Here is a 24,738-nt window from a genome sequence, read left to right on the forward strand (position 1 = left end):
GGTGATAGGTAAAGGATGAAGTATTTCTTGTATGCAGTTTTGAAGGTATATAAAAAATTGTTAAAACCCCTTGCAAAATATATTGCATGGGTTTATACTATATAAGTATTCCTCGATAGCTCAGTGGTAGAGCATTCGGCTGTTAACCGAAGGGTCGTTGGTTCGAGCCCAACTCGGGGAGTTTGTAAACCTGTAAGGCATAAGCTTTACAGGTTTTTACTATATTGTAAGATATTGTGTTATAGAAACTGTAGTGTAGAAACACTCAATGGCAGATTCGGCAGATAAGAGCAATGTTCTTGTTTTCAAATATATTTACACGAAATTTTCTAAGATTTTTCGTTGAAATTCCCCATTATCGTATATAACTTTTTAAGAAAAAAGGATTCGTTTGAAGTGACAGGAGTTACATAAATGAGTACATTGAAAAGGGGGATGTTAATTTTGTAGTGCCGCCTTCAAGTATCTTGGGATGATTTTTTTGACAATTTATGGTAACATTGTCAAGGATATATTAATGCATAACAACGTGGGGGGGGAGAGTTCTATGATACAGGTATATTTGTGTGAAGATCAGGAAAAGCAATTATTATATTTTAAACAAATAATAGAAAAATATATTACGGATACATATAAAGATGCTCGAATTGTATCAGCCAGGAAAAATCCAGAGCATATATTGCTGGACATGAGAGAATGTGGAGAAAATCCGGCATTGTTTTTTATAGACATCCAATTGGATGGATATATTATGAATGGGTTTGAATTGGCGAAAAAAATAAAAAAGAATGTTAAAAATAGTTATATTGTATTTTTGACATCTTGTAATGAATTGGCTTATAAAGCTTTTGAGTATGAATTAGAAGCGGTGGAATATATAGTGAAGGAACCACAGGATTTTCTCGCAGGAAAGATGAGTATAAGAATAGAAAGAAGATTGGACAGAGTATTTCGAAAAATAGAGGAATCTACAAGTGGAGATATACATCCGACGGTAAGAGTAGAGTCAGGAAGTCGGATTATAGAAATTCCGATAAAGGATATTGTTGTAGTACAGGCAATAAAAAGTAGCCATTTGGTAGATATTTATACAACAAGTCAAAAGATACGAATTAAAGTGACATTAAAAAATATGCTTGAGAAACTGGGAGAAGAATTTACATACGTAAATAAATCATGTATTGTTCAGAAGAGATTGATTAGAGAGATTAATAAGAAGAATTATTTTGCAATTATGTCAGGAGGATTGCAAGTAGAGATTTCATATAGAGAAATGAGAAAATTGGTAAAAGAGCAGTAGAGATGGAGGAAGGAGAATGATTTATAATGTAATAAGCTGCCTTTGCACAGGGATTTTTCTTTGTATAGCGACGACGGAATTATTGACACAAAAATTAAAAAGTGTAGAAAAATTATTTATCATTAGTGTAATTACAGGACTAACGTTGGCAGGAAGTATGCTTGGACACTTGGTTGGTCTGATTGTTCTGCCTGTGGTTTTAGTAATAATTTTTTTTACGGTAGATGAAAAAAGAATTATCAATGTAGGATTAGCAGCGGTAGGAAGTATGCTGAATATCTTGCTAAATAATTTTTGCCTTCTGGTTTTAGATTCTGTTTTTCATATAAGTGTGGAAAGTATAGTAGCCAGATATTGGATTTACTTTTACATTTTTTATGGAGTGATTTTAACATATGTGATGAAGGGAGTAGGAAAATTATTATACTCGGAAAGAAGAATGAAAAAAATGTTTTTTACCGTATCTAAGCGTATTCAGAAAGCGGTGGCTATAAATATATTAGTATATATGGTGATATTTATTATAAACATTTCTATGGGTGAAAAAGTGGGTTATCCCACCGGCGGTTTAGCTTTTAATAATATATTATTTTTGTTGTGTTTGATAGTAACAACATGGCTTCTTGTGAATGTTACAAAGGGAATTGAAGCAGAAGAGAAACAAAAGACCATGCTTCACCAGCAGGAATTGTTAGAAAATTATGTAGAAAATCTCGAAAAGATGTTAGAAGAGACAAGGGCTTTTCGCCATGACTATAAAAATATTTTATCCACGATGTCAGGATATATTCGTGAAAATGAAATGGAGGAATTACGGACCTTCTTTTATAAAAAAATTTATTTACCAGAGGGAAAAGTGGAAGCGCAATCTATGGCATGGGGAAGCCTGAAAAATATTAAACCAATGGAAATAAAAGGGTTTTTATATGAGAAATTGTTATCGGCTTTCGCAAAAAACATAGATGTACGGGTAAATATAGCTGAAAATCTGACAGTTGATTATAAGTATATGGAAGAGTTGGTTCGTATATTGGGCATATTTCTTGATAATGCGATTGAGGAAACAGAGTTTATGAAAAATGGCGAAATTGAAATTATTATACAAGAGACTACAAAGGGAGTTCGATTTTGTATACAAAATAATTTTGAAAATCAGCCGGATATTTCTCGCATGACACAGAAAGGACATTCTACAAAAGGGGAAGGAAGAGGAAATGGCTTATACTGGGCAGAACAAGTTTTAGAGAAACATGAAGACATGATTCATAACTTGAAAATAGAGAAAGAGAGAGTGATTCAAGAGTTGGAAATTATAACAAAATAAAGAAATAAGGTATAAAAAGTATCGTAGGAAATGATTCTTACGGTACTTTTTTACATTGGGGATCAAAAAGTGTACGTTGAGGATAAAAGAATGAAAAAATCTGAAAAAAGAATATAATATTCTTAAAAAGAAAGACAAAACAGATTTTTTCAGAGAAGAGGCGATGATGAAGAATTATACAAAAGCATTAGCGGAACAAATAGTTGCAGTAATGGATAGATATAATAATTATGAAGAATTGGAGAAAATAGTGATTTGCTATGGAACGGTCGTTGTTTCAAGATGGTGTATTTGTAATGCTAAATGTCATTGTAGGAATACTCCAGCTGGATATTCTTCCAATTTCAATACGGCAGCACTTCTTGGCGATTATTCCACAGCATAAGGAAATTTATCAATGTATAGCGGTATTTTCCGCTATACATTGATAGTGGGTTAATGCTAGAATATAATAGCATAGAATGGAGGAAGAGAGTATGAAAAGAAATCGTCGAAAACGCGTATTTTCTATTATATGCTATATTATAAATATCATTATTGTTTTTTACCCTTGGATTATTGTAGGTAATACAAAATATAATATTGTTCAACTGAAAAGAAAGATTGAAACGATAGGAATACATACAATGATTAAACGAAACGGGCTAATAGTAGACAATCCTAATTTCGTAGGGGCTATGGTTAAGGTTCAGGTTGTTCTTTACTTTTGCTTTATCCTTTTGTGTCTTGGATATATTGTGTGTGTAGTAATCGGAAAAAACTGGAGACTGAATTTAGTGACATTTTACGCATCAATTGGGCTTATGATTGTTAATATAACTGGATATAGTATAGCGTCTCTTTGTACAAATACCATACAAGGAACACTCTTCCCGATAATAACAGTAATAATAACCCTGATCGAATTATTGAGTTCAGCATTACCGGAAAAAAAAACTGCAAAAAAATAATAGTTGAAGAATTTCAAAACAGGTATAAAAAATATTATTTAAAAATAAAAAATAATGAAGGATATAGTGCGCTTTTTTACAAAATATTATGGAAACTTTTCAGGAGTAATTGGAAAAATTATGTAATGGTGCTGCTCAGTGGCAGTTTAGCATTGGGCATATTTTTCTGTGGCTTTGGCATGCAGAAGTTATTTGCTTTAAATTACAGAATAAATAAGTCAGTGATGGGAAATGATACGCAGTTTTTACTAAAATTGTATGCGCCACTTGAACTTATATTATTATTTACAATCATTTTGCTTCTTCTATATTATGTTAAATGCAGTACAAATAACTATGAGATGCTTGTGACATTGGGAATGGAGAAAAAACTTTCTGTCTATATTAGAGTTATAGAAAGCATTTTTGGAGGAATCATTATTGGAATAGCAGGGATAGTGGCTGGCAAATTGTTGCTGAATATTTTTGTCTACGTGTTGGAGAAATGGGCAAATTTATCAATGGATATACAGAGTATAGGGGCAGATTGTTATATTAAAGCTCTATCCATCACAGGGGTAATATATATTTTTTCCTGTATGTTTACAAGAGATATTTATGGGAGTTTCCAGATGGGAAATTCAGTAGATAAACGTGATATACAAGAGCGTATGCCAAAGCGGTTTCTTAAAGTTTTGACAGCAATTGGAATGGTTTTATGTGTCAGCCAACTTTATCGATATAGTAAAATATACAATTTTGAGTCGTTTTATATTATTGGAGTTTTCTTAGGCGGACTGCTAGTGTTGTTTAGATACATGTCAGCGTATCTTTGTATAAAGCGACGAAAAAAAATCAGCTATTTGTATAAAATGATAGAAGAAAATAAAATGTGGAATAAATCTCTGACACAAACGGGATATTTATACGCATTAACGGTTGTGCATTTATGCGTATTATTTTTATTTTCTTTTCAAATTATCTCTATTATTCTGGTCGTAAAGCCACAACAATTGTATCCCTATGATATAGTTTGTATCGCTGATGATGGAGATAGGTCTGTTTTTAATAAAATGGCAATTGATTACAAAGTAAATATAGAAGAATATCCGATGGTACGTATTTCGAATTTCGATTGTACAGAACGCTTGGAATCTTTTGGAGAAAAAACTGTACAGGGACAACAGATTGGAATATCGGAAAGTACATATCATAAGTTGAAGGAAAAATTAGATCAATCGTATGTGCCAAAACCACTTGGATTATCGAAAGATGGAAAAAATATTTATATTGTTCATCAACAGGATATGTCTATAAAAGCACAACCGACAGATTTTTGGATGCATTCGAGGAAACCGCTTCTGCATATTGGGCAGCCATGTACCAGAATTAGCAGAGAAACAGCGCTTACTGCGCTAAGGAGTGATATAGGATACTACTTTAAGGAAATCCGCGGAGAGGAAATAGAGAGTCTTATAGGTGTTTTTGGACAAGGAATTAAGGAGAATATCATTGTCTTATCGGATAACTATTTTGATGTAGCGCAAGAATGGTGGAAGACAAGAAATATTTATACAGGAAGGGAAATTGAAAATCCGAAGGAGAGAATACCGGATGTAACGATCAGGCAAGGACCAACAAAATTGGTATTAATTAATGGCGTGAAAAAAATAGATATGCCGGGTATAGAGAAAATATTAAAAAAGTATCAAAAAAAACATATTGATGATGAAGAGTATGATCAGTCAATACGTTCTTATTATTTAAAAGATATGGCTGAAAATAATTTGATAATGGAAAGAAGTGTTAAAATCGTCATAAATATACTTATGAGTTTGTATTTCTTTTTGATTGGAGTTTTTTTACTGCTTATTAAATTGATGACAGAAAGGGAAGAGAATAAAAATCGTAATAGGTTTTTAAAATATATGGGCATGCCCCTAAAAGAACGTGAAAAGATATTATTTAAGGAAAATAGTAAATGTATTTATATTTCGGAGGGAGTTGCATTGGTTTCAGCGTGTTTGTTTTCAATTGTGACTTTTTCGGTAAGATTATATCCTATAGAAACATGGTGGAAATTTTCAAAATATCTGATTTTATTCTGGAGTATTTATTGTCTGGCATACATAGTTACAATGCAAGGTGTTGTATTTGGATATATTAGAACTTTGCGGGAGGAATAAATATGGGAATAATTTTTAAGGCAGAAGAGCTGACAAAGGATTACTATTTAACTAATAATGATAGTGAGGAAAGGAATGAAGCAATACATGTTTTGCAAGGAATGGATTTTCAAATAGAAGAAAATGCATATGTAGCGTTTATGGGAAAATCTGGGTGCGGAAAAACAACACTATTAAAAATTTTGGGACTAATAGAAAAACAAACAAACGGAAAACTGTATTATAAAGATAAGAATATAGGAGATATGTCGGAAAATGACAGGACGGTAATAAGAAGGCAACAATTAGGATTTGTGTTTCAAGACTATTATTTGATGAATAGTTTATCGGTAGAGGAAAATATTGTACTTCCAATGTTGATTGACAAGGCTTGCGCAACAGATAGTATAAAAAGAGCAAAAAAATTTGAGGAAATATTAGAAATCGGCAGGCTTGCTAAGAAAAGGCCTTATGAATTATCTGGAGGAGAAAAGCAAAGAGTAGCAATTTGTCGTGCATTAATTAATAATCCGGAAGTAATTCTTGCGGATGAACCGACAGGAAATTTAGATTCTAAAACGAGTGAAGTATTGATTAATCTTTTTCAAGATATTTATGAAAAAATGAATAAGACAATTATCATGGTTACACATGATCCACTGGTGGCGAGTCATTGTAAAAGAATTATCTTTTTGAAAGATGGACAGATATTAGAGGAGTTGAAAAGAGAAGGAACAAGGGAAGCGTTTTATAATCAGATAATTGGACGAATGCAGAACTTATAGATAAGAAACTGAAGGCGTTTTACAGGCTGTTATAGCATGGAAAACGCCTTGTTTCATAATTAGTAGTAGAAAGAGGAAGAATTTCATGAAAAAAATAATAAAAAAACAAAATATTATATGGATTGTTTTTTGCTATTTGATTTTAATAGGTAGTTCTTTTCTGCGCCCAATGATTCTGAAAAGGATAATGGATCAGGGAATTCTTGGGAAAGATATGAAACTGATACTGCAATTTGCATTTTCCCTTATTGTATTGGTAGTCATAGAAGAACTAACCAGCATAATACAGACCAGGCTATTTGTGGATATGCAGAATAGACTTGTGATCAGTTTATATACAAAAGCCGGACAAGTATTATTTAGACTAAAACAAAGTTATTTTATGGAGAATAGTTCTACGGAAATAGTAAATAAACTGTCAACAGATATTAATAGTGTATGTTCACTTTTTGATAGTAATATTATGTATGTATTAGGATATGCTTTACAAATTATAAGTGGTGTTATCGGCTTAGTGGTAATTAACTGGAAACTGGCGCTTTTGGTATTATTGGTTGTACCGATAAAATATTTGCTAATTAAGATGTTTGCAGAGAAAGAAGAAAAATTGTCAGAACAGGAGATAGAAGCGTCTGCAAATTTTTCTTCATGGCTTGGAGATTCTATTAATGGAATACGAGAGATAAAATTATGGAATTTATATAGAGAAAAGCAACAGAATTTGATTAGCAAACAGAAAGAGATTTTGGAAATCAATAAGAAAGGTAAACTTATACAAGCATATAATATGTCGACAGATTCTGCTTTGAAAGGCTTAATAACAGCGGCTCTATATGGAATAGGCGGATATTTTATTTGTAAGAGTAAACTTACAATAGGGAGTCTCACGGCATTTATTACATATAGTAATTATGTGATTAATCCGATATCAATAGTGATGAATTTAAAACTTATATTTGCGCAGATAAAACCATCTATAAAAAGAATAGAAGAATTTATTAAGACAGATGTGGAAAAGAAAGAAAATATAGAGGGAAAAATTTGTCAGTTAAAACATAGTATTAATATGGAAAATATTTCTTTTTCTTACACGGAACGGTCGATAATGCAAAATGTGAACCTCGAAATCCACAAGGGAGAAAAGATTGCCATTATTGGTGATAACGGAAGCGGAAAATCAACATTGTTATCAATGTTGCTGCGTTTTATCGAACCAGAACAGGGAAATATTTATATAGATGGTGTGGATATAAAAGAATATGATATAGACCAATATAGAAGTATGTTTAGTGTCGTAAGCCAGAATATTTATTTGTTTGCGGATACATTGTGGAATAATATTGTCATGGGAAAAAATATAGGACTGGAGGAAATGAATCAAAAGCTTGAGAAAATGGATATGAAAGGATTTTTAAAAAAATTGCCAAATGGGTATGAGAGCAGTTTACAAAAAAATGGAGAAAATCTTTCGGGGGGTGAACGGCAGAAGATAGGTCTGCTTCGGGCACTTATAAAAGATTCACCGATTTTAATATTAGATGAGGCAACCTCCAGCATTGATAAAGATTATGACAAATTTATTCATGATATGCTTCTGAATGATTGTTCAAACAAGACGATTATCGTGATTACACATAAACAAGAAAATTTGGAAGGTATGGATAGAATATTTCAGATGAAAGAACATAGGCTGATAGAGCAGATGTGATGTATATAATTAGGCATATTATGGCAAAGAGGTACCAGAAAGAAAATGTTATATAAAGCTTTCAGTTCTTCTTTATCTAAATAACTGAGAGCTTTATTTTAATGTATAATGACTGTAAAATAGCAAAAGGACAAATGTCCTGAATTCATGGCAGAAATAATTTGATTTTATTTTAACAGAGTAAAACTGCCGGACATAATTCCTACACATTTTTGCGCTATTTTTTTATAATAGGAAATGGAAATAAGGAAATATCCATTTCATTCTTTGATGCCAATAAACTGCAGTGAGGAAGGAAGACTAAAATGGATCAAAATTTAGAAAAACTAGTAGAACTTTTGGAAAAAGACAGAGAAATATTTCAGATGTTGCGTCAGTGCCCATATGAGATTTTGAGACGTTTTGAAGTAAAGGATTATGAGGCAGACCAGTTTGTACTGAACCAGGGTGAGATTCATAACAGATTTTATATCATCGCTTCCGGGTATGTAGATATCTATGTAGAGTCAGCGCATGGAAAACGTTATCTTCTTTGCACATATATGAAAGGCGATTATATTGGCGAACTGGAAATCTTCAAACAGACAGGTTACATCAGCCGGATACAGTCGCGTGGAAAAGTACGGATTCTGGAACTGGATCGAACGTTCTTTTTACAATGGATCCGGACAGATAAGAATTTTAATGAATATATGATTCGTACACTGTGTGATAATTCATACCGGATGTGTCTGAATATGGGAGAAAATACACTATATACATTAAAGCAGAGAATTTGTCAGTATCTGCTTCGTAATATGGAAATGGATGCAAAATTTGTCATGATTTCTTCAGAAGTTTTAAGTCAGCAGATGGCGGTGACAACAAGAAGTGTCAACCGGGTATTGAAACAGTTAAGAGAACAGGGATTTATTGAACTCGAGAAAGGGAAAATATCAATCTGCGATCAACAGGCTTTGGAAGATATATTAAGAAAGGATTGAGAACTATGAGTACATTACAGCCACATATCAGATGCAGCGAGGAAGATGCGGCAAAATATGCGATTCTTCCGGGAGATCCGGCGAGAGTAGACCGTATCAAAGAGCATTTAACAGATGTGAAAGAGATCGCATTTAATCGTGAGATGAAGAGTATCAGCGGATATTATAAAGGTGTAAAGGTGATGGCAGTTTCTACCGGAATGGGAGGAGCGTCTACAGGAATTACAGTAGAGGAGCTTCATAATATCGGTGTTGAAGTTATGATTCGTATCGGAAGCTGTGGAGCATTACAACCGGAGATCAATATGGGAGATCTGATCCTCATTAACGGAGCTGTCCGTGATGAGGGAGCTTCCAAAGCTTATATCGAAGAGATTTATCCGGCAATTCCAGATACAGGAGTACTGATGAATCTGATCGAAGCAACGAAGGATCTCGGATATGCTTACCATGTAGGACGTGGAAGAAGTCATGATAGCTTCTACACAGACCGTGAGGATGAGATCGATTACTACTGGTCAGGCAAAGGAATCCTTGGTGCAGATATGGAAACAGCCGCTTTATTTATCATTGGCGGTTTAAGAGGTGTTAAGACAGCTTCTATTTTAAATACAGTCAGCCTGTATGAAGGAAATCTGGAAGAAGAGATTAATAATTATGTAGATGCGGACAATGCAGCAGCAGTTGGCGAAGAGCATGAAATCATTGCTGCACTGGAAACAATCGTTCGTATGGACAAGAAGAATTAAGAAAGCGAAAGATACAAAGGTAGTGTCAAGTAAGCTATGAAAAAACTGAGACACAAAGGACGGAGGCAGAAAAATGAAAAATAAAAATAATAACAGCCCATGGTCGCTGAAAATCAATACGGCATCACTTGTATTGATCCCGGCGGCAGTAGGTATCAATTATATTGGGAAATTATTTGCAGGAATGTTAAAACTGCCATTATGGCTGGATTCCATCGGAACCTGTCTTGCAGCAGCATTGGCAGGACCGGTTGTCGGAGCGATTTCCGGAGCAATTAACAATATTATTTATGGTGTAACTATGGATCCGATCTCTACTGTCTATGCATTTTCGCAGGCAGGAATCGGAATCGTAGTAGGGCTGATGGCATATTACGGAGCACTTAAGAGTTTAAAGGGTACGTTGCTTACAGGTATATTTGGTGGTGCAGCGGCAGTTGTGATTTCTACCCCTTTAAATATTATTTTCTGGGGAGGAACAACCGGTAACCTCTGGGGAGACCTGGCATATGCGGCAGCGGTTGCCAAACATTTCCCTCTGTGGCAGGCATCTACGATCGATGAGATCATTGTAGATATCCCGGATAAAATTGTAGTACTTCTGTTGGTAGCAGCTCTTTTCAAAGGACTTCCGAAGAGTCTGATGTCCCTGTATCAGAGCAATCACAGAATCGAGAGCCTGGACTAGGCAGGACAGGAAAGAGAATGGAGGCTAATCATGAAAAGTTTGAGTTTGTATGAAGATAAACAGTCCTTTTTAAATGGACTGACTCCGGGATGCAAGGCTTTTTACATTATTGCAGCACTTGTAATTCCGGCAATGCTGGGAAATAAACTGATCAGTATCGGATTTATTGTTTTAAGTATTTTACTTCTTACCCAGTCAAAAGTAATCCGCAGAACACTGCCAATCCTTGCAGTATCTGGATTTGTATTGATCACTGTAATTATTATTCAGGGATTGTTCCGTGCAGGTAACGAGACTGTAGTACTGGATCTTGGACCGGTTGCATTTTATAAAGAAGGTTTAATATTTGCGGCAGATATTGCAATTAATGTGTTAAATATTATTTTTGCTTTCTGTGTACTCGTTCTGACAACAAAACCTTCTGATATTATTGAGAGTATGGTAAGCCGCGGATTTTCACCGAGAATCGGATATGTATTTGTATCCCTGTTCCAGTTGATTCCGCAGATGACAGAGCGTATGTCTACAATCACAGATGCGCAGAGAAGCCGTGGTATGGAAACTGAGGGAAGTCTATTAATCCGAATGAAGGCATTTATTCCGTTGATTTCTCCTGTGATCATGAGTTCTTTTATTGATACAAAAGAGCGTGCGATCGCGCTGGAAGTTCGTGGATTTAACTCAAAAGAAAAGAAATCATTTTTGAATGTATTCCATGCAAATGCTGCAAGCCGTCCGATTTACTGGATTTTATTAATTGCCACAGTGGCATCTGTAGTATGGAAACTTGTGATGATGTTTGCATAAAATACGCAGAAAGGACAGAGACAGACAATGGCTGAGATTAAAATTGAAAATTTAAAATACAGATATCCGGATACGAAAGAACTTGCACTGGATGGAATCACCTGCGATATTAAGCCGGGAGAATTTATCGGCGTGATCGGACGTAACGGATCAGGGAAAAGTACATTTTGCCAGTCCCTTATCGGACTGGTGCCAAACTTTTACCGTGGCGCTTACGGCGGAAAAGTTTTTATTGATGATATTGAAGTACGCAATGTGGAAGTAGACGAACTTTGCCAGAAAGTTGGAATGGTGTTCCAGAATCCATTTAATCAGGTAACAGGTTCAAAATTGACGGTATATGAAGAAATTGCTTTCGGACTGGAAAACTTTGGTATTCCAAGAAACGAAATGAAGAAGAGAATCGATGATGCGCTGGAACTTCTCGATATTGCAAAATACAGAGACCGTGCTCCGTTTGATCTTTCCGGTGGACAGATGCAGAGAATGGCGATTGCAAGTATCATCGCGATGAATCCGGAAATTATTGTATTGGATGAGCCAACTTCACAGCTCGATCCACAGGGAAGCGAGGAAGTATTTAAAGCAGTTGCCAAGCTGAGTGAAAAAGGTATTACAGTCATCATGGTAGAGCATAAGATTGAAAAAATTGCAGCTTACAGCGACAGAATTATGTTATTAGATGGCGGTAAGTTGGTTGCATTTGACACACCACAGGAAATCTTCGCAAGAGAAGATCTGGCTGAACATGGTGTAGTTGCACCGGTTTATACAAGAATCTGCAAAGATCTGGGACTTCGTGTTCCGGGAACAGATTATTATCCGGTAACTTTGGACGAAGCACATAAACTGCTGGCATGTAAGTAGTGGAAATGGAGGACATTATGAATACGATCGAGATAAAAAATCTGCATTTTTCATACAATGCAGGAGAAGAGATCCTGAAGGGACTGAATCTGACGATTGATGAACGCTCCACTGCGATTATCGGACAGAACGGTGCCGGAAAGACAACATTTGTAAAATTATTAAAAGGACTTTTGCGTCCGACAGAAGGACAGATTTTATTTAACGGGCAGGATATTTCCAAACAGACAGTTGCAACCTTAGCAAAAGATATTGGACTTATTTTCCAGAATCCGAATGACCAGATTTTCAAAAATACAGTTTTGGATGAAGTAATGTTCGGACCGATGCAGATCGGCATGAGCAAAGATAAAGCAAAAGAAGTTGCGTTAAAAGCATTGGATATGGTAGGCTTAAAGGGAACAGAGAAGATTAATCCGTATGATCTGGGACTCTCTGAGCGTAAGATGGTATCGATCGCAGCGATCGTTGCGATGGATACAAAGGTAGTTATTTTTGATGAGCCGACGATCGCACAGGATTACATGGGCAAGAAGAGAATTCAGGCTATCATGAAAGAATTACAGAGACAGCATAAGATTGTGATTTCTATTTTGCATGATATGGATTTCGTTGCGGAAACATTTGACCGGGCAATCGTATTTGCAAAAGGAGATGCACTGCTGGACGGAGATGTGAAGAGCGTGTTCAAGGAAAAGGATATTCTTGAGAAGGCATATTTGGAGCAGCCATACACCATGCAGCTTTGTTACGAACTTGGATATAAAGAAGCATTTTTAAACCCAGAAGATTTTGTCGCTTATAAGAAAGCGAATCAATAGTAAGAAGAAAGAAGGGACCGGGATGAGAGCATTTTGGATCGTACTGGACAGCGCAGGAATCGGAAAAGCACCGGATGCGGCGCAGTTTGGAGATGAAGGAAGTAATACCTGGAAAACCTGTTATGATTCAGGAAAATTGAACATTCCGAATATGGAAAAACTTGGCATTTACCATATTGATGATATGGGATATGGAAATCAGGATCAGGCAGCGGAAGGCTGTTATGGAAGACTGTATGAGAGTTCCCAGGGGAAGGATACAACCATCGGTCACTGGGAGATGGCAGGTGTGATCTCACCAAAACCGTTCCCGGTTTACCCGGATGGATTTCCGAAGGAGGTGCTGGCAGAATTTGAGAAGCAGACTGGACGGAAAGTGCTTTGTAATAAGCCATATTCCGGAACGGATGTAATCCGTGACTATGGAAAAGAGCACATGGAGACAGGCGCGCTGATTGTGTATACTTCTGCGGACAGTGTATTTCAGATTGCAGCCCACGAGGAAGTCGTACCGATTGAGACATTATATGAATACTGTAAGATTGCAAGAAAGATTTTGATGGGAGATCATGCAGTAGCGAGAGTTATTGCGAGACCGTTTGTCGGTGAGTATCCGAACTTTACAAGAACAGACCGCAGACATGATTTTTCACTGGTGCCTCCGAAACCGACGATTCTGGATCAGTTAAAGGCAGCAGGAAAAGATGTGATCGGTGTCGGAAAGATTTATGATATTTTTGCAGGTCAGGGACTGACTGAGACAACACCGAATCATGGAAATGCAAAAAATATGGAGAAAGTATTCGAAATCCAGAAAAAAGATTTTGACGGACTTTGCTATATCAACCTGGTTGATTTTGATATGATGTATGGACACCGCAGAGATATTCCGGGTTATACAAATGCGTTGAATGAATTTGATGAAGCACTCGGAACATTTCTTGCAAATATGCGGGATGATGATGTGCTCTTTATTACTGCAGATCACGGATGTGATCCGGGATACAAGGGAACAGATCATACACGAGAGACTGTGCCGCTTCTTGGATACAGCAAGGCATGGAAACAGGGAATCAACATTGGAACGAGAGACACGTATGCAGATATTGCAGCTACGATCGGTGAGTTGTTCCAGATTGATTATACCGGTGACGGCAGCAGCTTTGCGGATAAATTGAGATAATGATAGAAGGGACCCTAAGGTTAAATTCTGTATGAGTTTACTCATGCAAGAAAGACTTTAGGGTCTTTTTGCGTAAATTTTTTCATTAATATGAAGCGCACATTTTAGAAACTCTGCAGCATGATTTGTGCAAAAAGATGATAGGATATATTGGGGGATAGGGGAACAGAAAAAATCGTGCTATAATGACGTTAGCATTGTAAATGCAAGTACAAAAGAAATGGATGGTATATGGTATGGAAGAACTTGTATATGTAGATCGTAAAAATACAAACTGTAACAAATGGGATGGCCAGACAGGCATGTTTGGCGAGGAAGGCTTACATGCAATGTGGGTGGCAGATATGGATTTCCGCGTGCCGCAGGGGGTGGTGGATGCCCTGAAAGAATATGTAGAGCAGGGAGTATTTGGATATTATAAAATACCGGAGTCCTATTATGAAGCATTTATAAAATGGGAAAAGGAGCAGCACGGATTTACGGTAGAGAAGAAATGGATGCGATTTTCACCTGGTGTGGTTGCGGCATTTCACTGGTTTGTGCAGATTCTGTCAGAGCCGGGGGATGCAGTGATCGTCAATACGCCGGTATATTATCCGTTCCTGCATGCAGTGAAAAATAATAACCGGAAGCTGATCTGTTCAGATCTGATCAACGAAGACGGAAAATATCATATAGATTATGAAGACTTTGAGAAGAAAATTGTAGAGAATCAGGTGAAAATATTTATTCTGTGTTCACCGCACAATCCGGCAGGACGTGTATGGAAAAAAGAGGAGTTAAAGACATTATTTGAAATCTGCAGAAAGCATCAGGTATATGTGATTTCGGACGAAATTCATCATGATCTGATCTTCAGTGAACATCCGCATGTACCGTCTTTATCTGTTGGTGAGTATGCAGATATGATGGTAGCAATCACAGCGCCGTCGAAGACATTTAACCTTGCCGGCGGACAGAATTCCATTGTGATCATTCCAGATGATAAGCTCCGGAAGAAATGGGATACATTTGTAGATGGAATCCGTGTCAGAAGTGGTAATCCGTTTGGATATATCGCAGCAGAGGCGGCATACCGGACAGGAGCTTCCTGGTTGAAAAGTGTGAAAGCACAGATCCGTGAAAATGAAGCATATGTCAGAGAAACATTTGAAAAAGAACTTCCGGATGTAGTAGTCTCGCCGTTGGAGGGAACATATTTGTGCTGGATCGATCTGGGCGCATATGTTCCGGCAGAAAAAGTCAAAGAAGTTGTGCAGAAAAGATGCCATCTGGCAGTTGATTTTGGTGACTGGTTCGGTGGTAGCAGATTTGGCACATTTATCCGTATGAATCTGGCTACATCGCCGGAAAATGTGAAAATCGGCGTGGATGCATTGGTAAGAGAACTGAAGAAGTAGTGTGTGTATGAGATCTTAAGATATGACAGATAATGAAAGTATACTTTCCGGCGGAGAGTATACTTTTTGTTATGGCGACGAGGAAAATGTGCTATGCTTGCATAGCAACATTTGACGACCGCTAATCAGCGAGCTGCCAAGCGAGATGGTATACGAATCGAACAGGAGTTAGCCTGTTCGATTATAGCGACGAGGAAGCTACCGGTGGCAGATCCGGTAGGTTCAGATATTTGACGAAATATGAAAAATAGATTATAATAATTAGAACATATGTTCTGATTTGAGAAAAGGAGAATGCGAGATGGAACACACCTATATAGCGATTGATTTAAAATCATTTTATGCATCTGTGGAATGTCAGGAACGTGATTTAGATCCGATGACAACGAATCTGGTTGTTGCGGATCCAAGTCGTACAGAGAAAACAATCTGTCTTGCAGTCTCTCCTTCTTTAAAAAAATGTGGAATTCCGGGAAGACCACGTTTATTTGAAGTAGTACAAAAAGTCAGCGAAATAAACAGGAAGCGAAAAAGTCTGGCTCTGGGAAGAAAGTTTACCGGAGATTCCTATAATATGGAAGAGTTAAAACAGCATCCGGAACTGGAATTACAATACATTATTGCTGTTCCGAGGATGGCGCTTTATATGGATTACAGCCGTCGGATTTACGGTATATATCTGAAATATATTGCACCGGAAGACATGCATGTATATTCGATTGATGAAGTATTTCTGGATGTGACACACTATTTGAAAACGTATGGATTAACGGCGAAGAAACTGGCAGAGAAGATCATACAGGATATACTGAAAGAAACCGGAATTACGGCTACGGCAGGGATTGGGACGAATCTGTATTTGTGCAAAGTGGCAATGGACATTGTGGCGAAACATATCGAGCCGGACGCAAACGGTGTGAGAATTGCATCATTAAATGAAAGATCTTACCGGAAAATATTGTGGGATCACAGACCACTTATGGATTTTTGGCGAGTAGGTCATGGATATGCACAGAAATTAGAAACTGCCGGCCTTTACACAATGGGTGACATTGCGAGATGTTCTATCGGAAAAGAGAATGAGTATTATAATGAAGAACTTTTATACAAGATGTTTGGCGTGAATGCAGAATTATTGATCGATCATGCGTGGGGATATGAGCCATGTACGATGGAATATGTAAAAGCTTACCGGCCGGAGCAGAACAGTATGGGCGCCGGACAGGTATTGCATTGTCCTTATTCCGGGAAACAGGCAAAACTTGTTGTAAAGGAAATGACAGACCAGTTAGTTCTGGATCTGGTGGAAAAGCAGCTGGTGACAGATCAGATTGTCCTGACGATTGGTTTTGACAGGGAGAATCTGGCGAATCAAAAAGGAAAAAGTCAATTTAAAGGTGAAGTAGCGACGGATCGTTATGGACGCAAAGTGCCAAAGCATGCTCATGGTACGGCAAATTTAGAAAAGTGGACATCTTCAACGAAAAAAATTATGGAAGCGGTATTGGAATTATATGACCGGATCGTAGATCCGGAACTTCTAGTCAGACGTATTACAATCACAGCGAATCATGTAGTGTCGGAATCTGCGGCGCAGGAAAAGAACGGCTTTGAACAGCTTTCGCTATTTGACAATGATCCGGATGAACCGCAGAAGAAGCAACAGGAGCAGGAAGAGCTGGAACGGGAAAAGAAAATGCAGAAGGCAGTGCTGGATATTAAGAAAAAGTTCGGGAAAAATGCAATCTTAAAAGGCATGAATCTGCAGGAAGGCGCGACGGCAGTGGAGCGAAACAGCCAGATTGGAGGACACAAAGCATGAGCGTGTATGGAAAATTTGAGAGTGCAGAAAAAAAGTACAAAGATATCATAGATCTTCCACATCCAACATCCAGAAAGCATCCCCGTATGTCGCTGGAAGCAAGAGCAGCACAGTTTGCACCATTTGCAGCCCTGACCGGTCATAAAGAAGAATTGCAGGAGGAACGCCGGTTGACAAAGTATAAGATTATACAGGATGAAGGTTACCGGGAAGAACTGGATTATGCCTTAGATCATATTTGCCAGAGTGAAGGGGAGATTTATATCAGGTGTGAATATTTTGTCGCAGACAAAGAAAAAGATGGCGGAGATTACAAAATCGCAACAGGAATATTTAAAAGGATAGATTCTGAGACAAATCACCTGGTATTAAAAGACGGGATGGAAATTCCGCTGGGAGATATTGTGGAGCTGGAAGAGATAGAAGATCCTACACTGGATAACGTCTGACGCTCTCAAATAATCTGAAAATGAAAATAAATACAAAAAATATATTGACAAATATATAATACAAGGCTATAATGTAATTACAAAATAACAAATCGAAATTATAAGACAGACGCGAGCTGTAAATAATTCATTTGTTATACGATTTCAATTATACAATTGAAAGTGTCCGAGGTGTAACGCAGGAGGACAACGATATTAAGAAAGGAAGGTACGGACCACCAAAAGGTAGAAGGTAATGAAGATGGAAGAACAATCAGAATAAAGGCGGATATCAATGAACGAATTGGTATCCGTCTTTATTTAGGTATGCATTTTTATATTAAGAGAAGAGTCTGTTTTGATGCTAAAATCGGCATGATATGTTTTCCGTATTATAGCTGTGTGCAAGTTGACGCTCGTTTATGTATTTGATAGAATAAATAAGGTAAATATGGGGAGCTTTTATGGAATAGAATAAGGAGGATAAGCTATGCTGGATTTGACATTTGGAGAGCAAGTCAAGATTATCTTAAAGAGAAAAGGTATGACGATCAAAGAGCTTGCAAAGCTCATTGAAGAGCAGACGGGAAAGAAGATGTCCCGTCAGAATATGACGCAGAGACTGAATCGCGATAATTTTCAAGAGCAGGATATGCGAACAATCGCGAGTATATTAGGCTGTCCTTTTCAATTGAATATTCTGGGAGAGGATACAGCTGCTGAAAATGACAGCATGGAACATATACAGGAAGTGGCAGCAGAGCCGGAAAAAGAGATTGTAGAAGAGACAGCAGAAGAAGTTTACGAAGAGCCGGAAGAGGAAGTCTACGAAGAATCAACGAAAGAAGTTTACGAAGAGCCGGAAGAGGAAGTCTACGAAGAACCAACGGAAGAGAGATTTTATGAAGAAGAACCGGTGGAAGAAGTAACGGAAGAAATCTACGAAGAGCCTGTAGAAGAGCCTGTGGGAGAACCTGTAGAGGAATATGATGATTTCCGAGAGACAGAGGAACTGATCCGGGAAACATTTGAAGAGGAGAACCGGAAAGAAGTTTCAGAGGTCACAACAGGAGAAGCAGAAGAGACAACATCGGAGCCGGAAGAGCCAGAGTCAACAGCGGAAGATGAAGAACCGACAGCAAAATCAGAAGAACCGGTGAAGAAAAAGAAACACCACAGCTGGAAGGATTATTTCCAGAGAATGACTGGCAAACATGCAGACAAGGAAGCAGAAGGCGTAAAGCAGGCGGAAGTGGAAGAACAGAAACAGCAACCGGAACAGGAACCGTCGCCAAAACCGGAACCAGTGCCGGAACCGGAAATAACAGAACCGGAAGAAGAATATAAGGAAGAACTCGGTGAGGAAATAACAGAACCAGAAGCAGAAGTATCACCGGTAGAAGAGGAATTTGCAGAAGCATTTGAGGAAGCTGTTGCGAAAGAGAACGAGCAGGAAGAAGAGACAGAGGATTTATCCATTGGTGAGATGAATCCATATACCGGTCGTGAATATGAGTCCAACAGTGTGCGGATGCATCCGAAACGTATCGGTTATGTACAGGTTTACAGCCGCAAAGATCACAAATGGCAGGATATGACAGAGTGGGCATTTCTTGGTGAGCAGGAACGAAAGAAAGTAGAACTTGGTGATGATTATGTTTCACCGATTTACCTCGATTAGAAAGCGTGAAGATATATGAAATGGGAACAGCTATTATCGACAAAGCGAAGCAGAGAGTCCGGATCCGGCCGCAGGACGGATGGCAATACGGATCTGAGAAGTGAATTTGAAAAAGATTATCACAGAATTATCGGAAGCGCTTCTTTCCGCCGTTTGCAGGATAAGACGCAGGTGTTCCCACTGGACAAGAGCGATTTTATACGGACAAGGCTGACACACTCTATGGAAGTATCTTCGATTGCCAGGTCGTTGGGACAGAATATTGCGGAAAATATTCTGTTATATAAAAAGGATGAGGGCTTCAAACCGCACATGAAGGAAGATATCTGTAATATTTTACAGTGTGCCGGATTGATCCATGACATTGGTAATCCGCCGTTCGGTCATTACGGTGAGGTCGCGATAAGAGAGTGGTTTGAAAGAAATCTTTCAAAGATCGAATTTCACGGACGCCCGGTCGATCAGCTTCTGAATGAACAGATGCTTGCAGATCTGTATCATTTTGAAGGAAATGCGCAGGCACTCAGACTGGTAACGAAATTACACTTTCTGGTGGATGAGCATGGAATGAACCTGACATATGCGTTATTGAATACAATTGTAAAGTATCCTGTGCCGTCCCATCAGATGGATCCTCATTCAGAAGATATTAAGAAGAAAAAAATGGGATATTATTATGCGGATGAGGAGATTTTCCGGGAGATTGAAAAAGAAACCGGAACAAACGGTAACCGTCATCCGCTGACATATATATTGGAAGCGGCAGATGATATCGCGTACAAGACAGCAGATATTGAAGATGCGTTTATTAAGAAATTTATCAGTTACCATACATTGCTGGAAGAGCTGAAAGAAGTGCAAGGATTAACGAAATCGGAGCAGACAGAGACATTTTCCCCGGCAGATGTACTGGAAGAGTTGTATTTACGTGGGAAAGAAAAAAATGTCGCACATCCGGAAGCGTATGCGATTAAGAACTGGATCATATGCGTGCAGGGATTTCTCATCGGTCAGGCAACTTATGGATTTACTTCTAATTATGATCAGATTATGGCAGGAAAATATCCGCATGATCTGTTTTATCATACAGAAGCGGAGAAATTAATGGACATGCTCGGAAAGCTGGCATACCGGGAAGTGTTTACGTCCGATGTGATCTACCGGATGGAAGTTGCAGAAGAGGCTGTTCTGGATTTCCTGATGGACAAGTTCATGCATGCGATCATCAGCTATGACGATGAGCCGGAGAAGTTAGAATCGCTGGATGTGCGTATGGTTTCTTTTATATCGAGCAATTATAAAAGTGCGTATCATTTGCAGGCAAAAGGAAAATCAGATATTGAACGGCTGTATTTAAGACTGCTTCTGGTGACTGATTATATTTGTGGAATGACAGACAGCTACGCCAAACAGCTGTATCAAGAACTCAAAGCAATGGATTGGCCGTGGAGTGGTATTTTTTAACAGGACATGGAATAGATTGTGATAAATAAACCAGACAGGATGTGGAATGGTGAAGCAATTTATCCGATATCTGTATGAATACGATCAGGGGAAAAGAATAAGGAATGTGGGTTTTGTAAAAGTGGAACAAAGCGGAGCAAGAGGAATGGTACACATTCACGGAAAGGGGCTGCGCCTCGGAAGTGAACGGACATTGTTCCTGTACCTGCTTTGTGAAGAAGACAGAGGCTACGTTGGAATCAGGCAGGGTGAGATTGGAAATATCAACCCTGCTGTTAATTATCGCTTTTGTTATGAAATGAAAGGCCATACTGTGTGCGGCGTACTTCTTATGAAAGAAGGAAATAATTATTATGCGGCATTGTGGAATGACATGCCGGTGGTGCCGGAGCGCTTGTGGCTGGGTGAGGAAAGTGAAAGTACATCTAAAAAAGAAAAGTCGAATACAGAGCCCAGTCTTAATTTAGATACAAAAGATGGGATAGAAGATGAACCGGTACTGATTTCAGATCATGCTTCAGGCAAAGACATAAAGCCATCGGAGAAAATAAGTTCAGAAACAGAAACCTATTTTTCCCCGGAGATATCCGCATCTGAAGCAGCCACAGAGCATATGGAAAAATGTAATGCACACCGAATCACAAGACGGGAGATCGCAAGGCTGCCGCGGTGCGAATGGAAATTAGCGAATAACCGCTTTCTATTACATGGCTATTATAATTACGGGCATTTACTTTTCCTGGAAGAAGAGGATGGCTGTTATCTGGGAGTACCGGGAGTGTATCATGAGAAAGAAGCGCAGGCAGCAGGCGTTTTCGGATTTGGGAAATTTGTTATGGCAGAGGAACTGGCATTTGACAATACTATAGATGAAAATATAAATAAAACTGCAGAAACAATTGTAGATGATAACATAGACAAAAAAGAAGCGCAGGCAGCAGACAGTGAAGAAGAGCGATTTGGATACTGGTGCAGGCGTGTCAGAAAATAAAGAAAAAGGACAGCGGAAGATGACAGATACAGATGCAAAATACATGAAAGAGGCAATCAGACAGGCAAAGAAAGCATATGCGATCGGGGAAGTACCGATTGGTTGTGTAATTGTCCGGGACGGGAAGATCATCAGCAGGGGATATAATCGCCGGACGATTGATAAGAATACACTGGCTCATGCGGAGTTGGCGGCGATCAAAAAAGCGAGTAAGAAATTAGATGACTGGCGGCTGGAAGGTTGTACGATGTATGTGACACTGGAACCTTGTCAGATGTGCGCCGGTGCACTGGTGCAGTCAAGGATTGACAGGGTTGTGGTCGGCTGTATGAATCCAAAAGCCGGATGTGCCGGATCTATTTTGAATCTATTGCAGATGCCGGAATTTAATCATCAAGTTGAGCTGGAAACAGGAGTTTTAGAAGAAGAATGCAGTCAGATGATGAAAGATTTTTTCAGAGAACTAAGAGAAACCAAGAAATTGAAAAAACAGGGAGAAAATAAAAACAAGAAATAAAAAACGTGCATTGCGCTTCGAACACTTTCTCCCGGACGTTACCTTAACAGTTAACTCAGACCAGGCTGCCTTACGGCACCCGGGAGGTTCTGCTTAGTGCTGCTTCGTTCCCGACCTGACACGGTTCACAGATTCCCGTCGCGTAAGACCCAGTCATCAACGCCACTTATTAAGGGCAGCTCCGAAAGAAAAATGCCCTCTGCGCAATATCACCCCTACTATAGCGGATTGTAGGTACAAGGTACCGCTAACACCCCGGCTGCACGAGTCTATATTTTAACGTGTTTTGCCCGAATTGTCAATGGAAATACCGGAATTGGAGGAAATATACAATGAAGATTTTGCTGGCAGCGATCAATGCCAAATATATACATTCAAATTTAGCAGTCTATTGTCTGAAAGCATACGCTGACCTGCACTGCCACACAGAACAGGAAAATAATGAATTACAGATTGAGATCGGAGAATATACGATCAACCAGCAGATGGATGATATTATGCGGGATGTCTACGAAAGGCAGCCCGACGTTTTATGTCTGTCATGTTACATCTGGAATTTAAAATATGTTGAAGAACTGATCCGGGAAATAAAAAAAGTCCGTCCGAATCTTAAGATTTGGACCGGCGGCCCGGAAGTTTCTTATGACGCACCGGATGTACTTCGAAGACTGCCGGAAGTTACCGGTGTAATGAAAGGAGAAGGCGAACTGACTTTTCATGCATTGTGTGAAGCATATGTACAGACAGAACAGGAAATGAACGGATGTGAGATCCCGGATGATGTGCTGGCCGGGATTGATGGAATTACATTTCGTGACAGTAACGGCGAAGTAGTAGAAACACCGTGGCGGCAGCCGATCGATCTGAGCGAAGTCCCGTTTGTATATGAACATCTGGAAGATTTTGAACATAAAATCATCTATTATGAGACAAGCAGAGGCTGTCCGTTTGCATGCAGCTATTGCCTTTCTTCTATAGATAAGAGACTTCGTTTCCGCAGCCTTGATCTTGTATTTCGAGAATTACAGTTTTTCCTGAATCATAAAGTTCCGCAGGTTAAATTTGTAGACCGTACATTTAACTGCAAGCATGACCATGCACTGGCAATATGGAAATATCTGGAAGAACACGATAATGGAATTACGAATTTTCATTTTGAAGTGTCGGCGGATCTGTTAAATGAAGAAGAACTTGAGATTATTACTGCTATGCGTCCGGGATTGATCCAGTTGGAAATCGGCGTACAGTCAACGAATCCGGATACGATCCGGGAGATTCATCGAACAATGGATCTTGATAAGCTTGCTGCAAAAGTGGCAAGAGTCAATCAGGCAGGAAATATCCATCAACACTTGGATCTGATTGCCGGATTGCCATTTGAGGATATCAAAAGTTTTGCAGTGTCTTTTGATGATGTATACCGAATGCGCCCGGAACAGTTGCAGCTTGGTTTCCTGAAAGTTCTGAAAGGTTCTTATATGGAAACAAAAAAAGAAGATTATGGATTGCAGTATAAAAGTACACCGCCATACGAAGTGCTTTCGACCAGATGGATCTCTTATGAGGAAATCTTACATCTAAAAGGCATTGAAGAAATGGTTGAAGTTTATTATAACAGCAGACAATTTGAAGAGACGCTTGAAGAACTGGGAAAAGAATATGAGAGTGCATTTACCATGTATGAGAAACTCTGGAGTTATTATAAGAAACAAAATTATCATCAGGTTAATCATAAACGAAGCGAGCGCTATGAGATATTGCTTGGATTTGTACGTGAATATCATCCGAAAAAAGTGGAATACTACAGAGAATTGCTGACGTATGATTATTATCTGCGTGAAAATGCAAAATCCAGACCGGCATTTGCAGGAAAAGAAGTGCTTACGAAGGAAGAATACCGTCAGTTTTATGAAACAGAAGATAAAGAAAGGCGTTATCTTACTTCCTATAACAAATATGACAAAAACCAGCTGCGTAAAATGACGCATCTGGAAAGATTTTCAAGATTACAGAAAACAGTTTTGTTTGATTATCTGGAACGAAATCCTCTTACGCAGGATGCAAGAATCTGTCTGATCGACAGTCTGGCAGATTGTGGGGAAAATCGTTGCAAAGCATAGAAAAAG

Annotated in this window: 22 protein-coding genes, 1 tRNA gene and 1 other RNA gene; 23 read left to right on the forward strand and 1 reads right to left on the reverse strand. The window is 38.5% G+C overall.

The features are described from left to right. Positions 1-109 precede the first annotated feature (109 nt). The 22 genes from DW125_RS11915 (at position 110) to tadA (ending at position 22,612) form a co-directional block, all read left to right on the forward strand. Positions 110-181 (forward strand) — tRNA-Asn (locus tag DW125_RS11915). Positions 182-547: 366 nt separating this feature from the next. Then, positions 548-1,300, forward strand: a complete 753-nt coding sequence (locus DW125_RS11920; RefSeq protein WP_158549924.1) for a LytR/AlgR family response regulator transcription factor — start codon at positions 548-550, stop codon at positions 1,298-1,300. A 16-nt stretch (positions 1,301-1,316) separates the two neighbouring features. After that, positions 1,317-2,624, forward strand: a complete 1,308-nt coding sequence (locus tag DW125_RS11925; protein WP_117538282.1) for a sensor histidine kinase — start codon at positions 1,317-1,319, stop codon at positions 2,622-2,624. Between the two features lie 166 nt (positions 2,625-2,790). Then, positions 2,791-3,009: a hypothetical protein gene (locus DW125_RS11930; RefSeq protein ID WP_117538283.1), complete on the forward strand. Its 219-nt coding sequence runs from the start codon at positions 2,791-2,793 to the stop codon at positions 3,007-3,009. Between the two features lie 91 nt (positions 3,010-3,100). Further along, complete coding sequence (locus DW125_RS11935) at positions 3,101-3,574, forward strand: hypothetical protein (RefSeq protein WP_117538284.1); 474 nt, start codon at positions 3,101-3,103, stop codon at positions 3,572-3,574. 125 nt (positions 3,575-3,699) lie between these two features. Further along, entirely contained in the window at positions 3,700-5,739 is a 2,040-nt protein-coding gene (locus tag DW125_RS11940) for a hypothetical protein (RefSeq protein WP_117538285.1), read from the forward strand. A gap of 2 nt (positions 5,740-5,741) precedes the next feature. Further along, entirely contained in the window at positions 5,742-6,503 is a 762-nt protein-coding gene (locus tag DW125_RS11945; protein WP_117538286.1) for an ABC transporter ATP-binding protein, read from the forward strand. Between the two features lie 85 nt (positions 6,504-6,588). Next, a complete protein-coding gene (locus DW125_RS11950; protein WP_117538287.1) occupies positions 6,589-8,211 on the forward strand; it encodes an ABC transporter ATP-binding protein in 1,623 nt (540 codons plus the stop codon). Between the two features lie 305 nt (positions 8,212-8,516). Then, entirely contained in the window at positions 8,517-9,194 is a 678-nt protein-coding gene (locus DW125_RS11955) for a Crp/Fnr family transcriptional regulator (protein WP_117538288.1), read from the forward strand. Positions 9,195-9,199: 5 nt separating this feature from the next. Then, on the forward strand, positions 9,200-9,943 hold the full coding sequence (locus DW125_RS11960) for a nucleoside phosphorylase (RefSeq protein ID WP_117538289.1): 744 nt from the start codon (positions 9,200-9,202) through the stop codon (positions 9,941-9,943). Positions 9,944-10,016: 73 nt separating this feature from the next. Then, positions 10,017-10,631, forward strand: a complete 615-nt coding sequence (locus DW125_RS11965) for an ECF transporter S component (protein ID WP_117538290.1) — start codon at positions 10,017-10,019, stop codon at positions 10,629-10,631. Between the two features lie 30 nt (positions 10,632-10,661). Continuing rightward, complete coding sequence (locus tag DW125_RS11970; RefSeq protein WP_117538291.1) at positions 10,662-11,438, forward strand: energy-coupling factor transporter transmembrane component T family protein; 777 nt, start codon at positions 10,662-10,664, stop codon at positions 11,436-11,438. Between the two features lie 27 nt (positions 11,439-11,465). Beyond that, positions 11,466-12,305: an energy-coupling factor ABC transporter ATP-binding protein gene (locus DW125_RS11975; RefSeq protein ID WP_117538292.1), complete on the forward strand. Its 840-nt coding sequence runs from the start codon at positions 11,466-11,468 to the stop codon at positions 12,303-12,305. Positions 12,306-12,322: 17 nt separating this feature from the next. Continuing rightward, positions 12,323-13,126, forward strand: a complete 804-nt coding sequence (locus DW125_RS11980) for an energy-coupling factor ABC transporter ATP-binding protein (protein ID WP_117538293.1) — start codon at positions 12,323-12,325, stop codon at positions 13,124-13,126. Between the two features lie 22 nt (positions 13,127-13,148). Continuing rightward, positions 13,149-14,309 (forward strand): phosphopentomutase, encoded by a 1,161-nt coding sequence (locus DW125_RS11985; protein WP_117538294.1) that lies wholly within the window; start codon positions 13,149-13,151, stop codon positions 14,307-14,309. 236 nt (positions 14,310-14,545) lie between these two features. Continuing rightward, positions 14,546-15,709, forward strand: a complete 1,164-nt coding sequence (locus tag DW125_RS11990) for a MalY/PatB family protein (protein WP_117538335.1) — start codon at positions 14,546-14,548, stop codon at positions 15,707-15,709. Positions 15,710-16,010: 301 nt separating this feature from the next. Continuing rightward, positions 16,011-17,531 (forward strand): Y-family DNA polymerase, encoded by a 1,521-nt coding sequence (locus DW125_RS11995; protein ID WP_117538295.1) that lies wholly within the window; start codon positions 16,011-16,013, stop codon positions 17,529-17,531. Then, on the forward strand, positions 17,528-17,980 hold the full coding sequence (locus DW125_RS12000) for a hypothetical protein (RefSeq protein ID WP_117538296.1): 453 nt from the start codon (positions 17,528-17,530) through the stop codon (positions 17,978-17,980). The genes DW125_RS11995 and DW125_RS12000 overlap by 4 nt, the downstream gene beginning before the upstream one ends. Positions 17,981-18,449: 469 nt before the next feature. After that, positions 18,450-19,640 carry a hypothetical protein gene (locus DW125_RS12005; protein WP_117538297.1) on the forward strand — a complete coding sequence of 397 codons (1,191 nt, stop codon included), beginning with the start codon at positions 18,450-18,452 and terminating at the stop codon, positions 19,638-19,640. A 15-nt stretch (positions 19,641-19,655) separates the two neighbouring features. After that, complete coding sequence (locus tag DW125_RS12010) at positions 19,656-21,104, forward strand: deoxyguanosinetriphosphate triphosphohydrolase (RefSeq protein ID WP_117538298.1); 1,449 nt, start codon at positions 19,656-19,658, stop codon at positions 21,102-21,104. 46 nt (positions 21,105-21,150) lie between these two features. Beyond that, positions 21,151-22,095 (forward strand): DUF6128 domain-containing protein, encoded by a 945-nt coding sequence (locus DW125_RS12015; RefSeq protein ID WP_117538299.1) that lies wholly within the window; start codon positions 21,151-21,153, stop codon positions 22,093-22,095. 19 nt (positions 22,096-22,114) lie between these two features. Further along, a complete protein-coding gene (gene tadA / locus DW125_RS12020) occupies positions 22,115-22,612 on the forward strand; it encodes a tRNA adenosine(34) deaminase TadA (RefSeq protein ID WP_117538336.1) in 498 nt (165 codons plus the stop codon). Positions 22,613-22,615: 3 nt separating this feature from the next. Here the strand turns inward: tadA and ffs are convergent. Continuing rightward, positions 22,616-22,879: signal recognition particle sRNA large type (gene ffs, locus DW125_RS12025), an RNA gene on the reverse strand. 65 nt (positions 22,880-22,944) lie between these two features. On the opposite strand from ffs, the gene DW125_RS12030 reads away from it, so the two are divergent. Continuing rightward, a complete protein-coding gene (locus DW125_RS12030) occupies positions 22,945-24,732 on the forward strand; it encodes a B12-binding domain-containing radical SAM protein (RefSeq protein ID WP_117538300.1) in 1,788 nt (595 codons plus the stop codon). Positions 24,733-24,738: the final 6 nt, after the last annotated feature.

Origin of the sequence: Dorea sp. AM10-31 (assembly GCF_003435815.1) — a bacterium.
Classification (GTDB): Bacteria; Bacillota; Clostridia; order Lachnospirales; family Lachnospiraceae; genus Dorea_D; species Dorea_D hominis.

Bases quoted from the DNA above. Each gene is read 5' to 3' on its own strand.
- DW125_RS11920 (WP_158549924.1), top strand. From the start codon at position 548: ATGATACAGGTATATTTGTGTGAAGATCAGGAAAAGCAATTATTATAT.
- DW125_RS11925 (WP_117538282.1), top strand. From the start codon at position 1,317: ATGATTTATAATGTAATAAGCTGCCTTTGCACAGGGATTTTTCTTTGT.
- DW125_RS11930 (WP_117538283.1), top strand. From the start codon at position 2,791: ATGAAGAATTATACAAAAGCATTAGCGGAACAAATAGTTGCAGTAATG.
- DW125_RS11935 (WP_117538284.1), top strand. From the start codon at position 3,101: ATGAAAAGAAATCGTCGAAAACGCGTATTTTCTATTATATGCTATATT.
- DW125_RS11940 (WP_117538285.1), top strand. From the start codon at position 3,700: ATGGTGCTGCTCAGTGGCAGTTTAGCATTGGGCATATTTTTCTGTGGC.
- DW125_RS11945 (WP_117538286.1), top strand. From the start codon at position 5,742: ATGGGAATAATTTTTAAGGCAGAAGAGCTGACAAAGGATTACTATTTA.
- DW125_RS11950 (WP_117538287.1), top strand. From the start codon at position 6,589: ATGAAAAAAATAATAAAAAAACAAAATATTATATGGATTGTTTTTTGC.
- DW125_RS11955 (WP_117538288.1), top strand. From the start codon at position 8,517: ATGGATCAAAATTTAGAAAAACTAGTAGAACTTTTGGAAAAAGACAGA.
- DW125_RS11960 (WP_117538289.1), top strand. From the start codon at position 9,200: ATGAGTACATTACAGCCACATATCAGATGCAGCGAGGAAGATGCGGCA.
- DW125_RS11965 (WP_117538290.1), top strand. From the start codon at position 10,017: ATGAAAAATAAAAATAATAACAGCCCATGGTCGCTGAAAATCAATACG.
- DW125_RS11970 (WP_117538291.1), top strand. From the start codon at position 10,662: ATGAAAAGTTTGAGTTTGTATGAAGATAAACAGTCCTTTTTAAATGGA.
- DW125_RS11975 (WP_117538292.1), top strand. From the start codon at position 11,466: ATGGCTGAGATTAAAATTGAAAATTTAAAATACAGATATCCGGATACG.
- DW125_RS11980 (WP_117538293.1), top strand. From the start codon at position 12,323: ATGAATACGATCGAGATAAAAAATCTGCATTTTTCATACAATGCAGGA.
- DW125_RS11985 (WP_117538294.1), top strand. From the start codon at position 13,149: ATGAGAGCATTTTGGATCGTACTGGACAGCGCAGGAATCGGAAAAGCA.
- DW125_RS11990 (WP_117538335.1), top strand. From the start codon at position 14,546: ATGGAAGAACTTGTATATGTAGATCGTAAAAATACAAACTGTAACAAA.
- DW125_RS11995 (WP_117538295.1), top strand. From the start codon at position 16,011: ATGGAACACACCTATATAGCGATTGATTTAAAATCATTTTATGCATCT.
- DW125_RS12000 (WP_117538296.1), top strand. From the start codon at position 17,528: ATGAGCGTGTATGGAAAATTTGAGAGTGCAGAAAAAAAGTACAAAGAT.
- DW125_RS12005 (WP_117538297.1), top strand. From the start codon at position 18,450: ATGCTGGATTTGACATTTGGAGAGCAAGTCAAGATTATCTTAAAGAGA.
- DW125_RS12010 (WP_117538298.1), top strand. From the start codon at position 19,656: ATGAAATGGGAACAGCTATTATCGACAAAGCGAAGCAGAGAGTCCGGA.
- DW125_RS12015 (WP_117538299.1), top strand. From the start codon at position 21,151: ATGGTGAAGCAATTTATCCGATATCTGTATGAATACGATCAGGGGAAA.
- tadA (WP_117538336.1), top strand. From the start codon at position 22,115: ATGACAGATACAGATGCAAAATACATGAAAGAGGCAATCAGACAGGCA.
- DW125_RS12030 (WP_117538300.1), top strand. From the start codon at position 22,945: ATGAAGATTTTGCTGGCAGCGATCAATGCCAAATATATACATTCAAAT.